12 protein-coding genes are annotated in these 12,311 nt (G+C 66.5%); 3 read left to right on the forward strand and 9 right to left on the reverse strand.

All coding sequences use genetic code 11. The annotated features are described in order from the left end of the window. Positions 1 to 10 precede the first annotated feature (10 nt). Positions 11 to 772, forward strand: a complete 762-nt coding sequence (locus MKK51_RS23770) for an ABC transporter permease (RefSeq protein ID WP_409565768.1) — start codon at positions 11 to 13, stop codon at positions 770 to 772. A gap of 5 nt (positions 773 to 777) precedes the next feature. Here the strand turns inward: MKK51_RS23770 and MKK51_RS23775 are convergent, their stop codons facing one another. Further along, complete coding sequence (locus MKK51_RS23775; protein ID WP_243981646.1) at positions 778 to 1,542, reverse strand: alpha/beta fold hydrolase; 765 nt, start codon at positions 1,540 to 1,542, stop codon at positions 778 to 780. 260 nt (positions 1,543 to 1,802) lie between these two features. Here MKK51_RS23775 and MKK51_RS23780 point away from each other — a divergent pair, with 260 nt between their 5' ends. Then, positions 1,803 to 2,249 (forward strand): SRPBCC domain-containing protein, encoded by a 447-nt coding sequence (locus MKK51_RS23780; RefSeq protein WP_243981655.1) that lies wholly within the window; start codon positions 1,803 to 1,805, stop codon positions 2,247 to 2,249. Between the two features lie 108 nt (positions 2,250 to 2,357). Here MKK51_RS23780 and MKK51_RS23785 read toward each other — a convergent pair whose 3' ends face one another. Continuing rightward, positions 2,358 to 3,704 (reverse strand): MFS transporter, encoded by a 1,347-nt coding sequence (locus MKK51_RS23785; protein ID WP_243981656.1) that lies wholly within the window; start codon positions 3,702 to 3,704, stop codon positions 2,358 to 2,360. 421 nt (positions 3,705 to 4,125) lie between these two features. Between MKK51_RS23785 and MKK51_RS23790 the strand changes: the two genes are divergently transcribed. Then, positions 4,126 to 4,974: an FkbM family methyltransferase gene (locus tag MKK51_RS23790; RefSeq protein WP_243981658.1), complete on the forward strand. Its 849-nt coding sequence runs from the start codon at positions 4,126 to 4,128 to the stop codon at positions 4,972 to 4,974. A 168-nt stretch (positions 4,975 to 5,142) separates the two neighbouring features. On the opposite strand, the gene MKK51_RS23795 is transcribed toward MKK51_RS23790, so the two are convergent. The 7 genes from MKK51_RS23795 to MKK51_RS23825 all read right to left on the reverse strand — a co-directional run bounded on the left by MKK51_RS23795 (position 5,143) and on the right by MKK51_RS23825 (position 12,245). After that, positions 5,143 to 6,675 (reverse strand): acyl-CoA carboxylase subunit beta, encoded by a 1,533-nt coding sequence (locus MKK51_RS23795; protein ID WP_018044502.1) that lies wholly within the window; start codon positions 6,673 to 6,675, stop codon positions 5,143 to 5,145. A gap of 117 nt (positions 6,676 to 6,792) precedes the next feature. Next, positions 6,793 to 7,587, reverse strand: a complete 795-nt coding sequence (locus MKK51_RS23800) for an ATP12 family chaperone protein (protein WP_243981660.1) — start codon at positions 7,585 to 7,587, stop codon at positions 6,793 to 6,795. A 74-nt stretch (positions 7,588 to 7,661) separates the two neighbouring features. Beyond that, complete coding sequence (locus MKK51_RS23805; protein WP_243981662.1) at positions 7,662 to 8,360, reverse strand: HAD-IA family hydrolase; 699 nt, start codon at positions 8,358 to 8,360, stop codon at positions 7,662 to 7,664. A gap of 22 nt (positions 8,361 to 8,382) precedes the next feature. After that, complete coding sequence (locus tag MKK51_RS23810) at positions 8,383 to 8,766, reverse strand: hypothetical protein (RefSeq protein WP_243981664.1); 384 nt, start codon at positions 8,764 to 8,766, stop codon at positions 8,383 to 8,385. Positions 8,767 to 8,872: 106 nt separating this feature from the next. After that, complete coding sequence (locus MKK51_RS23815; protein ID WP_243981665.1) at positions 8,873 to 10,291, reverse strand: RluA family pseudouridine synthase; 1,419 nt, start codon at positions 10,289 to 10,291, stop codon at positions 8,873 to 8,875. A 70-nt stretch (positions 10,292 to 10,361) separates the two neighbouring features. Then, the gene (locus tag MKK51_RS23820) at positions 10,362 to 11,609 is read right to left on the reverse strand and encodes an Hsp70 family protein (protein WP_227437421.1); all 1,248 of its coding nucleotides are present in this window, start codon (positions 11,607 to 11,609) and stop codon (positions 10,362 to 10,364) included. Between the two features lie 78 nt (positions 11,610 to 11,687). After that, a complete protein-coding gene (locus MKK51_RS23825; protein ID WP_243981666.1) occupies positions 11,688 to 12,245 on the reverse strand; it encodes a TerB family tellurite resistance protein in 558 nt (185 codons plus the stop codon). Positions 12,246 to 12,311: the final 66 nt, after the last annotated feature.

The following is a 12,311-nucleotide window of genomic DNA, read 5'->3' on the forward strand; positions in this document are numbered from 1 at the left end:
CCCGCTGTCGATGAACTGGCCGGCCGTCGGCGCGATCTATCGCTTCGAGATGGCCCGGTTCTGGCGCACGGGACTGCAGAGCATCGTCGCTCCGGTCATCGCCACGTCGCTCTACTTCGTGGTCTTTGGCGCGGCGATCGGGGCGCGGGTGGCCTCGGTGGACGGCATCGCCTACGGCGCCTTCATCGTTCCGGGGCTGATCATGCTCTCGCTCCTGACACAAAGCATCGCCAACGCCTCGTTCGGCATCTACTTCCCGCGCTTTGCCGGAACGATCTACGAGATTTTGTCGGCGCCGGTCTCCCCTTTCGAGATCGTGCTCGGCTATGTCGGCGCGGCCGCCTCGAAATCCATCCTGATCGGGCTGATCATCCTCGCCACCGCCGCCTTGTTCGTGCCGCTGCGGATCGAGCATCCGCTCTGGATGGTGGCGTTCCTGCTCCTCACGGCGGTGACGTTCAGCCTGTTCGGCTTCCTCATCGGGCTCTGGGCCGACGGGTTCGAGAAGCTCCAGCTCGTGCCGCTCCTTGTGGTGACGCCCCTCACCTTTCTCGGCGGCAGCTTCTATTCGATCGAGATGCTGCCGCCATTCTGGCGGGCGGTCAGTCTTGTCAACCCGGTCGTCTACCTCATCAGCGGCTTCCGCTGGAGCTTCTTCGGTACCTCCGACGTACGGGTCGAGATCAGCCTCGCGATGACGCTGGTCTTCCTCGCCCTCTGCCTCGGCAGCGTGACCTGGATCTTTCGGACCGGCTACCGGCTGAAAAGCTGATCCTCTCAAGGCCGCCCATCGAGGAAGGCCAGGACGCCCTGCCGGTGCAGCTTGTCGCCCACTGCTGTGCTGTGGTCACGGTTTGGCAGTTCCAGGCTCCTGGCATTGAGCATGAGGGCAGCCAGCGCCGGTGCGGAGCCGGCAACCGTGTCGAGGGTGCCCACGGTGACCAGGGTTGGCGCTTCGATCTGCGAGACCTCTTCCCGCGACAGGGTCTGGCGCGAGCCGCGCATGCAGGCAGCGAGCGCTCTGAGATCGCTCTTCGTCTGCTCGGCAAAGGTGCGGAACGCGGCGGCGGTGAGGTTCGGCGCTTTCTCGCCGGGAGGCGCTTCCAGGGCCTCGGCGATCCCGTTCGGCAGTCCCTTGCCCTCTACCAGATGCAACCCGAGACCGCCGAGAAGCACCGAACGGACCCGCGCCGGCTCGTCGAGGGCGAGATAGGCCGCGATCCGCGCGCCCATGGAATAGCCCATGATGTCGGCGCGGGCGATGCCGAGATGGTCGAGCAGCCGCCGCGCGTCCTGCGCCATGATGTCGGACCCGTAAGCCTCCGGATCATAGAGCTTCTCGCTCTCGCCGTGCCCGCGATTGTCGAGGGCGACGACCCGGCGCCCCGCCTCGGACAGGGTCTTCACCCAAAGCGTATTGACCCAGTTCACAGAGTGATTCGAGGCAAAGCCGTGGATCAGCACGATCGGATCGCCGCTGCCGCCCTTCGCCGGCACGTCGATATAGGCGATGGTGGTTCCGTCGGAATCGAAGGTCTGCATCGGGCTTGTCTATACCTTTCGAAGAAGGCGCCATCGGTGAATGGCCGGCTTCCATGGGGCGCCAGACTCGTCCCTGAACGGCACGGAGGCAAGGCGCCAGTATTCGAAGCGGTGACAGGAAAGCGTTTCCCTCGTGCCGCCCGGGCTTGGCCGGCTCAACCTCCCCTTGCCGCCCGGCGTCTGCGGCGCGATGAACGGTGGGAACGTCACAGCGGCATCCCTCCGGTCGGGCCGATCGATTCTTGAGATGAGGACGGCCCATGATCCAGATCGTACCCGTCGTCGTCCTCAAGCATGTCGTTCGCGCGTCTCAGCCGGACGTGTTCCGTGCCTGGATCGACCCTTTGCTCATCATGCGTTGGCTTGCGCCCGGTGCCTCCATCATGGAGCATGTGGAGACCGACCCTCGGGTCGGCGGCGCGTTTCTCTTGCGGCGGCGCGACCCGGACGGGGCGTTCCATTCCGTGACCGGACAATACGAGGAGATCAGGCGGGGGCATTCCCTGCATCAGACCTGGACCTATGAGGGGCCGAACCCGCTCCTGCGTATCGGCGAGACCCTCGTCCATATCGATCTGCTCTCCGTCGGTGACCGAGCCACGGAGATCACGCTGACCCATCGCCGCATCGTCAGCGCGGATGTCCGGAATGCCTATCGAGAAGATTGGCGGAGCTGCTTTTCGAAGCTCCAGGCTACTCTGACGTGACGGCTTTTCGGCGGACGCGACAGGCGTCCGGAAATGAGGGCGTTCATCCTCCCGCATCCAGCGATAGAGGGACCACGGCCTGCGCCGCAGCCCCCGGGTGATCGTCGCTCAGGCGAAGGCGGGCTGACCGCCGGTGACGGCGCGCTGCGCCACCGCTTCGTCGTAGAGTTTCTGCTCGGTCTGCTTGTGGGTCAGCGAGAACCGCACGGAGATCGCGCAGAGTGACGAGATCAGCACGGCGATACCGAGGATGAACAGGGCGCCAGGCAAGTTGCCGACACCCTTGAGCAGGAAACCCGCGGCCACGGCTCCGACATTGCCGCCCGCGCCGATGATGCCGGCAACGCCGCCGAGGGCCTTGCGGTCGATGAACGGCACGAGGGCGTAAGTGGCGCCGCAGGCCATGTGGGTGAACAGGCCGAAGGCGAGCATAGCGACGACGGCCAGTACCACCGAGCCGGCATAGGCAAAGGCGAGAAGGCCGATCCCTTCGCCGACCATCAGCGCGAACAGGAGTAGGGTGCGGCCGTCGAGGCCCTTCGAGCGGGCGACCCGGTCCGAGGCGATACCGCCGAGCGCGCGAGCGAACAGGGCCAGCAAGCCAAAACTGCCCGCGGCCATGCCGGCCTGGGTGAGGTCGAGGCTGAAGCGCTCGACATAGTAGGTCGCCGCCACGGCATGGATGAAGATCTCGACGCCGAAGCAGGCGCCGTAGGTAATGGCGAGCATCCACACCCGGTAATTCATCATCGCCTGCTTGAAGACCGCCCAGCCGCCTTTCTTGCCGGAATCCACAGCGACGCCGCGAGCGCGCAACTCCAAGATGTTGCCTTCGGGCGTATCCTGCGTGAACCGGTAGTAGAGGAAAGCGACGACGAGCATCATCACGCCCGGCACGATCATCGATAGACGCCAGCCCATCGTCTTCTCGACCCCAAGGCTGACGAGGGCCGCAAGGATCAGCGGCATGACGCTTTGGGTGACGCCGCCGCCGGCATTGCCCCAGCCGCCCACGGTGGCGTTGGCGGTGCCCACCACGTTCGGCGCGAACATCACCGATGTATGGAACTGGGTGATGACGAAGCTCGCCCCGATGGCCCCGATGGCGAGGCGGAAGAACAGGAAGCTCTCATAGGAATTGGCGAAGGCGATGCCGATCACCGGGATCGCACCTAGGATCAGCAGGCCGGTATAGGTCAGACGGGGGCCGAAACGGTCGCACATCGGTCCGATCAGCAGCCGCACCAGGATGGTGATGCCGACCGCGGCGATGTTGATGTTGTAGACTTGATCATTGGTGAGAAGGAACTCGCCCTTGATCACCGGCATCAGCGGAGCGACCGCGAACCAAGCGAAGAAGCAGACGAAGAAGGCGAGCCATGTGATGTGGAACGCCCGCATCTGCGGCGTGGCCAGACTGAACAGATCAATGCGGGTGGCTTTTTGGGATTGCATGCGGAGAGGCTCCAGGCGATCGGATTTCTCCCAGCACTCGGTGCGAGTGGCCCCCTTGTCGCGGGGTGGGGAGAGATTGGTCGCTCACGCCACAGTGAGCACGAGCCGCCCGTCTTCGAGGGCGTCTCTTGCGGGCGCCGTTGCCCACATGGGGGCGCTAGCATGGCGCGTGCCACGTCGAACGATTCTGAAATGTCGCCTCGCCGTCCCGTATTTTCCCTCGGGCGGTACCGTCTCCACCCTCAATTCAAGAGGGATCCGGCCGTGCCGGCGATGCCTCCTAGATGACCGCCTGCGCAGACGATAATCTGGAGTCTGCGTTCTTTATGGGCATGCCGTCGTTTTATGCAGGCCTAGCCATCGGCGTCGAACGACATCGGATGCTTGCCGTGCGCCTGTCGGGCTGGCATCACGCGCCTCAATGACTGACACGCAAACTTCCGCCATCCGGCCTTTCGGCACCTATGCGCCCAAGGGGCTCGTGGCGCGCATCACCGATCGCACGGTGACGCTCTCCGGCAAGAGTTGGGCAGGGCGGCGCATTGGATTCTTCCTGCGCAGGCTGGCCATCACGATGCTGCATGGACAGCCCCTCGATGTAGAGCGGTTCGGTGCGCGCATGCGGCTGCATCCCTACAACAACAATTGCGAGAAGAAGGTGCTGTTCACCCCGCAATTCTTCGATCCCGAAGAACGTGCGCTGTTGGCCGCACGGCTGGAGCCGGGCTGCACCTTCCTCGACATCGGCGCCAACATCGGTGCCTACGCCCTGTTCGTGGCCGCTTTTGCCGGTCCGCGCTCCCGCATCCTCGCCGTCGAGCCGCAGCCCGACGTGTTCGACCGGCTGACTTACAACATTGCCCAGAACCCGTTCGGTACGGTGAAGGCGGTGGCCTGCGCGGTGGCCGACAAGGCCGGCGAACTGACGCTGTTTGTGGACCCGCGCAACCGTGGCGAATCGAGCCTGAAGATCGTCGGCACGAACGAGGGCGCGCAGATCCGTGTGCCGGCGGTCACTCTGCTGGGTCTCGCCCAGGGCGAGGGCATTACCCGGATCGACGCGATCAAGCTCGATGTGGAGGGCGCCGAGGATCTGATCCTGGAGCCGTTCTTCCGCGAGGCGCCGGTCTCCCTGCATCCTCGCCTTCTCATCATCGAGGATGGCACGGCGCAGTGGCAGATCGACCTCGTCGGCCTGCTCAAGGCCCGCGGCTACCGTCAGACAGCCCGCACTCGGCTGAACCTGATCTTCGAGCGAACGGCCGGCTGAGCACGTCCGGCCGTTTCATCGAACCACTTCTCAGCATCAGGTCGAGATGGAATAGGCGAAAGCGCCATCTCCGCCGCTGAGATGTTTAGGTTTCGGCTCCGCGTCCGCGCCGCGGCAGTCGGACGGAAAAAGGGCCCCCTAAGCAGGGAGCCCCGATGATGCCATCCCTCAGAGCGGGATGTTGTCGTGCTTCTTCCAGGGCTGCTCCATTTCCTTGGTGCGGAGCATCCCCAACGCCCGCGCGATGCGCTTGCGGGTCGAGTGGGGCATGATCACTTCGTCGATATAGCCGCGCTCGGCCGCGACGAAAGGCGAGAGGAAACGGTCCTCGTACTCGCTGGTCCGTGCCGCGATCTTGTCGGTGTCGCCGATCTCGCTCCGGAAAATGATCTCCACCGCGCCCTTGGCGCCCATCACCGCGATCTGCGCGGTCGGCCACGCGTAGTTGATGTCGGCGCCCACATGCTTGGAAGCCATCACGTCGTAGGCACCGCCGAAGGCTTTTCGCGTGATGATGGTGACGAGCGGCACCGTCGCTTGGCTGTAGGCGAAGAGCAGCTTGGCGCCGTGCTTGATCAGGCCGCCGTATTCCTGGGCGGTGCCCGGCAGGAAGCCCGGCACGTCGACGAACGTCACGATCGGGATCGAGAACGCGTCGCAGAAGCGCACGAAGCGGGCGGCCTTGCGGGAAGCGTCCGAATCGAGCACGCCGGCCAGCACCATCGGCTGGTTGGCGACGAAGCCGACGGTACGGCCCTCGATGCGGCCGAAGCCGGTCATGATGTTGCGGGCGTAGGTGGCCTGGATCTCGAAGAAATCGCCTTCGTCGGCGACCCGCCGGATGAGTTCGCCCATGTCGTAGGGCTTATTCGGATTGTCCGGGATCAGGGTATCGAGAGACTTGTCGAGGCGTAGCGGGTCGTCGAAGCTCTCGATCTCCGGCACGCCGTCGATGTTGTTGGCGGGCAGGAAGTCGACGAGGCGGCGGACTTGGAGGAGCGCCTCCACGTCGTTCTCGAACGATCCGTCGGCGATGGAGGACTTGGTGGTGTGGACCTTGGCGCCCCCGAGTTCCTCGGCCGTCACCACCTCGTTGGTCACGGTTTTCACCACGTCGGGGCCGGTGACGAACATGTAGCTCGTATCGCGGACCATGAAGATGAAGTCGGTCATCGCCGGCGAATAGACGTCGCCGCCGGCGCAGGGGCCCATGATGACGGAGATCTGCGGGATGACGCCCGAGGCGGCGACGTTGCGGCGGAAGACCTCGCCGTAGCCGCCGAGCGCGGCCACGCCCTCCTGGATGCGCGCGCCGCCAGCGTCAAAAATGCCGATGATGGGAGCGCGCATCTTCAGCGCCATGTCCTGGACCTTGACGATCTTGGCAGCATGCGTCTCGGAGAGCGAGCCGCCGAAGACCGTAAAGTCCTTCGAGAACAGGAAGACGGTGCGGCCGTTGATGGTGCCCCAGCCAGTGACCACGCCGTCACCGGGAATCTTTTGTTTCTCCATCCCGAAATCGGTGGAGCGGTGCTGCACGAACATGTCGAATTCCTCGAACGACCCATGGTCGAGGAGGAGCTCGATGCGCTCGCGCGCCGTCAGCTTGCCACGCTTGTGCTGGGCCACGACGCGGTTTTCGCCGCCGCCGAGGCGAGCCTGAGCGCGCCGCTCTTCGAGCTTCTCGAGAATATCCTTCATGCGCGGTGAGCCTTGAGATGGGTGCGAGGAGGTGAAGCCATGCGGCATCCGGCGGCAGGGCTTGGCGGTTCAGAGTCAAATGCGCCTTAGCACGGAGGACAGGCAGCGAAAATGGATTTAACGGGCAAGCTTTGCCAGCTTCGCTGCGGACACGAACTCGGCTTTGCGCAGGGCGTGGCGTGCTTCCGCCTCGGCGTCGCTTCCCCAAACACTGGCTTGGTAGGATTCATCCACATGCGCCGCGGCCCATGCGTCCTGTGATGTCAGGCGTCCCTGCAAGGTGGCGAGGGCGATGAGGAGGGAGCCCGTGAGCGTCGTCATCGTATGGAGAGCCGCCAGCCGGAACGGACCTTCGACCGCCTCGACCGCGCCGCGCAAGGCGGTCACCGACGTCTCTGGCTGGGTGACGTGCATCACCCCCTCGCTGAGAATGAGGCGTGCGTTGTACGTCTCGTATGCCCAGTCGATAATAGGGTCCCAGGCTCGGGCTTGATCGGCCACGAGGCGTTCCGGGTCGGCGGCGCGGTAGGCGACGAGATCCGTCCCGGCATAGGCCGAAAGGTCGTCGATCACCGCCTCCCGGCGGGGGGCTACGCCGTCGATGGCGGTATTGGCGAGGCGCGTCAACGGCATGGTCGACGGATCGATGACGTCGACCTGCGCCGCCCATTCGGCGGCCACGGCCTCGGCGAGCGCCCGCGTTGGCAGGCGCAGCGGTTTGCGTGCCGGCGTGTTGGCGGACCGTCCGTCGAGAATCAGGCGAAACCCGCCTTCGTCTTCGGCGAGATCGGCCTCCGCGTAGAACCGCTTCGGCAGGGCGATACGCGTCTGCGCGCGCACGGCCCGGTGCGGGTCGTGGACGGGAGGGGCATCGGAGGCGCCGAGCCAGCCGGCGGGATCGTCGTTGCTCATGGAGCGGGGTTCTAGCGCATCGCGCAGCAGCCCGCGAGCACCGAGCGGGACGGATCTCCGTTCGCTTGCTGCGTCTATTCGGGAGCGAGATCACCGACGATGGGGACGCTGACCGCCTCGTGAAAACTTCCCGAGAACAGGTCCGCCAGGGCGGAAGCGGTTTCCACAACGATCACCGCCCCGGCTCCGAGCAAGGCGCCCGGCGGGTGATAACCCCAGGCAACACCGATGGCGGCCGCCCCGGCACTCACCGCCATGTCCATGTCGTAGGTGGTGTCTCCGATCATTACAGTGGTCTCCGGCAACGCGCCCACCTCGGCCATTGCCTGATGCAGCATCGCCGGGTCCGGCTTGGATGGCGCATCGTCCGCGGTCTGGATGGTGGCGAAGACGTCGCCCCATCCGTGACTCTCGATCAGACGGTCGACCCCGCGCCGGGACTTGCCTGTAGCGAGCCCGAGCCGAAGGTCGTCGCGAGCGCGCAGGCGTTCGATGAGGTCGCCCATACCGGGGAACAGCGGTTCCTCATAGGCGGGGTCGAGGCGCAGGGTATTGAAGGCGCGCTTGTAGCTCTCCGACAGACCCTCCACCGGCCCACCCTCGCCCACGAGACGCCGGAAGGCTTGCGGTAGCGAGAGTCCAACGACGGACAGGGACACCGCGCGCGCGGGCGCTTCGATGCCGTGTTCGGCGAATGCCATGCCTTGCGCGGCGACGATGAGGTGCTGGCTGTCGACGAGCGTCCCGTCGACGTCGAAGACAACGAGCTTCACGGGACTGTCCCGCCTGGCAGCATCACGGCTGGCGTCCTTGTGGGGTCTGCTGGGCTGGAGCCTGACCGGGCTTCTGGCGTTCGTAGCCGAGCTTGCACCGGATCAGGAAGCGCCGCCGCACCCCGCCGCGCAGGCCGCGCGCGTGAGACAGCCGGTTGCAGCTGGCATAGGACCGCCGCCTGCGGTCGCCCGTCCGCGCCTGCGATCCATGGCGACCGACGGAGGGAGCCGGCGGAGCCGGATTCTGCGCTGCAGGAATGGGAGTCGCTTTTGCCGCAGGACTCGGCTGGGTCTGCTGTGGACCCGTCGCCTGCGCCACAGCCTCGGAGGTCAGCGACGCTGATCCGAAGCACACGAACAGGCCGATCAAGGCGGTGCTGGCCATGGTCGCGAACGTCATCGGCATGGTTTCTCGCTGCAACGACGGGTGAGGTCGACCACAAGGATAAGGCATGGCGCCCGATTGCCAAGGCGCATCCGCGGACACTCCCCACCGATGCGGCCCGCGTGGATCACGCTTCCGGCGCCTCGACGATGGGATCGTAGCGCGAGGCGTCGAAGCCCAGCAGGTTCCAGCTCTGGGCCATGTGCGGCGGCAGGGGCGCGGTCACGTCCACCGGCTTCAGCGTGCGCGGATGCGGGATGACGATGCGGCGTGCCAGCAAGTGCAACCGGTTCTGGATGCCTCCCGGCAATGCCCAGTTCTCGACGCTGAAATATTTCGGATCGCCGACAATGGGATGACCGATATGTGCGGCATGGGCACGGAGCTGGTGCGTGCGCCCCGTCACGGGCTTCAGAGATAGCCAGGACAGCTTCTGGGCCGCGTTGTCGACCATGGCGTAATAGGTCAGTGCGTGGGCGGCGCCGTCGTCACCGTGCTGGGCCACCCGCATCCGGGCGTCGCCGTCGGGGGCTTCCTCCTTGGCGAGGTAAGTCGAGATCCGGCCCTGAGGCACGCGCGGGACACCGGCGGTGAGCGCCCAGTAGACCTTGCGGGCGGACCGCGAGCGGAAGCTTTTGGCGAGGGTCGCTGCCGCGAGGCGCGTCTTGGCGACGATGAGACAGCCGGCCGTGTCCTTGTCGAGGCGGTGGACGAGACGTGGCTTCTGCCCGTCCGGTCCGGTCAGGACCTCCAGCAACCCATCCACGTGGCGCACGGTGCCGGAACCGCCCTGAACCGCGAGGCCGAAGGGCTTGTTCAGCACCATCATGTCTGCATCCTCGTAGAGGATGAGCGAGCGCAGGAAGTCGGCATCGGTGGCGTCACGCGCCGCGCTGCGCGGCCGTTCCGCCACGGGGTCGAGCTTCAGGGGCGGCACCCGCACGCTCATGCCCGGCAGGAGGCGGTCGTTCGGCTTGGCGCGCTTGCCGTCCACCCGCAACTCGCCCTTGCGGACGATGCTCTGGACACGGGTGAAAGGAAGCTGCGGGAAGCGCGTTGTGAGGAAGCGGTCGATCCGCATCTCGGCCTCGTCTTCCTCCACGATCAGCGTCTGCACGCCGGAGGCGAGGGTCGCGGAGGCGGCCGCGCGCTGCTCGCGCCGGGTCGGTCCTTCGACCGCAGGTTCCGGGGGCTTGGTGCCGGCACGGCGCGGGCGCGGCGCATCGAAGGCTTTCGCCGCGACCTCGTTGCGCGGCGCCCGCGTCCGAGGAGCACGGGGAACCGAGGCTTCGTCGTCGGCCGTCGCCTCGGGGGCATCGCCGGGGCGCCAGGGGGCGCGCTTGTCGGCGTCGCCGCGCAACTGCGCCGCGCGCTGGGCGGCGTCGAGGGCGCTGGTGCGCGGGCCGGTGCCCTCGCGGTCGGGCCTACGGAACGCGCCGGGCTTGCCGGGACGGTAGGGCTTGCCGCCGCTGCCCGGCGGCCTCCCCTTTCCGGCGCCGGAACCTTTGCGCCCGGCATTGCCGCGTGATGGTGGTCTGGTGGTCATCGGGTGCTCGTAACACCCTCGCCCCTCTGGGCAAAGCGCTTCGAGAACGGGGGCCTGCGTGAACCGAAGATCAGGCCGCGCGGCGGCCCGCCTCGATGGTGAGACCGGTCCCGACCGAGCCGAACGTGTCTCCGTCGACCACGCGGGCGTTCGGCACGCCCGCCACCAGGGCGGCGCGGACATGCGGCAGCCCCGTAGACCCGCCGGTGAGGAACAGGGCGTCGATACCCTCGGCCGGCAATCCCGCTTGGTTCAGGCAGCGCCCGATCCGCTCCGCGATTCTCCGCGAGAGCTCCTCCGTCTGCGCCACGAGGCCGGCATGGTCGAGATTGGCGGCGAGGCCCGGCTCGACCCAGCCAAGGGCCACGCCGCCCTGGCCCGCATCCGAGGCGGCGATCTTGGCGCCTTCGACCTCCATCGCCAGGGAATGCCCGCGCTCGGCCTCCACCACGGTGTAGAGCCGAGCGATCAGGTCCGGCCGGCGCGCGTCGCGACGGACCTCTTCGATCTCGCGCAAGGTCTTGGCGTTGTAGAGCCGGTTGATGCTCGACCAAGTGGCGAGGTCGTGGAAATACCCACTCGGCACGTCGAGGTCGCCCCGATTCATCGGGCTGCCGAGGCCGAACAACGGCATCACGGTTCCGAGGCTGAGGCGCCGGTCGAAATCGGTTCCACCAATCCGAACGCCATCATTGGCGAGGATGTCACCTGACCGGTCCACCTTGGCATGGCGCTCCGGCGAGAGCCGCACGATGGAGAAGTCGGAGGTGCCGCCGCCGATATCCGCGATGAGCGCGATTTCCTCTCCCGTCACCTGCTGCTCGTAATCGAGCGCCGCGGCGATGGGCTCGTACTGGAACGAGACGTGGCGGAAGCCGATGCTCCTGGCGATCTCGCGGAGGGCATCCTCTGCACGGGCGTCGCCCTCCGGATCGCCATCGACGAAATGGACCGGGCGGCCGTGGACCACGGTGTCGATGCCGGTGTCCGCCTGCGCCTCGGCCCGCGTCTTCACCGCGGAGAGGTAGCGGGCGATGACGTCTCGGAAGCGTATCCGCTCACGTCCCACCGGCGTCGTCTCTTCGAGCAGAGAGGAACCGAGTACCGATTTGAGACTGCGCATCAGCCGGCCCGGCGTGCCTTCGACATATTCCGCCATGGCCGCGCGGCCGACGAGGGGCGTCCCACCCGGCGGGAAGAAGATCGCGCTGGGAATCGTGACGTGGTCGCCCTCGAGCCGCAACAGGGCGGGCCGCCCCTCGGTGACGAGGCCGAGCGTGGTATTGGACGTGCCGAAATCGAGGCCGCAGGCCGCCATGTAGGATCTCCGGACGGTCTGTCCGCTGGAAAGGGGGGCCGCCGACCTACAGGCTCAGCTCCGCCGGGTCCACCGGTCTCAGCGCCCGAAATCGCCGGCCCGGCTCGCCTTCAGCGCAGGGCTCGCGCCGGTGAGACGGCGCTTGAGCCGCACGATCGCCTCGCGCTGCAATTCGCTGGCGGCGGAATGGGCACTGGCGACTTGCGAGAGCATGTCGATGAGGTGCAGGCGCTCGGCCTCGGTGAGATTGTCCCGCAGCAGGGGCAGCAGGTCGTCGGCCACGAGGGAGAACGGCCGCCGCGCCTCGGTGTAGGTCCAGGCCCGCTCGAACGTGGCCGAGATGGAGTCGATCTGCAGCGGAGAATCCATGAATTCCAGGATCTTGGTCTTTTCCGCGGCGGTGACAGGGCTGCCCGTGCGCACCAGCTGGATCATCAGGATCACCGCTGCGAGCCTGACGTCACGCACTCGCTTCAGAGGCGTGCCGATGATGTCCTCCAGGGTCGATTTCGCCCGACGCTGAAGACCCTTCGTGTCTCGGTTGACCTCCCTCAGCGCCGTCGCAGTGCCGTGCGCGCGGATGATCCAGAACAGGACGGCACCCACGATTCCGATCACTGCGACGATGACGACCATGTGCACGAGCCTTTCCCAGAAGCCGGACGGGTCGGACGGTTGGATCGACCCTCGGCATAGCCTCGC

It is taken from the genome of Methylobacterium sp. E-045, assembly GCF_022829685.1.
Taxonomy (GTDB): Bacteria; Pseudomonadota; Alphaproteobacteria; order Rhizobiales; family Beijerinckiaceae; genus Methylobacterium.

Coding starts and splice junctions, on each gene's coding strand:
- MKK51_RS23825 (WP_243981666.1), bottom strand. CDS start 12,245: ATGGTCGTCATCGTCGCAGTGATCGGAATCGTGGGTGCCGTCCTGTTC.
- MKK51_RS23820 (WP_227437421.1), bottom strand. CDS start 11,609: ATGGCGGCCTGCGGCCTCGATTTCGGCACGTCCAATACCACGCTCGGC.
- MKK51_RS23780 (WP_243981655.1), top strand. CDS start 1,803: ATGATCCAGATCGTACCCGTCGTCGTCCTCAAGCATGTCGTTCGCGCG.
- MKK51_RS23790 (WP_243981658.1), top strand. CDS start 4,126: ATGACTGACACGCAAACTTCCGCCATCCGGCCTTTCGGCACCTATGCG.
- MKK51_RS23815 (WP_243981665.1), bottom strand. CDS start 10,291: ATGACCACCAGACCACCATCACGCGGCAATGCCGGGCGCAAAGGTTCC.
- MKK51_RS23800 (WP_243981660.1), bottom strand. CDS start 7,587: ATGAGCAACGACGATCCCGCCGGCTGGCTCGGCGCCTCCGATGCCCCT.
- MKK51_RS23785 (WP_243981656.1), bottom strand. CDS start 3,704: ATGCAATCCCAAAAAGCCACCCGCATTGATCTGTTCAGTCTGGCCACG.
- MKK51_RS23770 (WP_409565768.1), top strand. CDS start 11: ATGAACTGGCCGGCCGTCGGCGCGATCTATCGCTTCGAGATGGCCCGG.
- MKK51_RS23775 (WP_243981646.1), bottom strand. CDS start 1,542: ATGCAGACCTTCGATTCCGACGGAACCACCATCGCCTATATCGACGTG.
- MKK51_RS23795 (WP_018044502.1), bottom strand. CDS start 6,675: ATGAAGGATATTCTCGAGAAGCTCGAAGAGCGGCGCGCTCAGGCTCGC.
- MKK51_RS23810 (WP_243981664.1), bottom strand. CDS start 8,766: ATGCCGATGACGTTCGCGACCATGGCCAGCACCGCCTTGATCGGCCTG.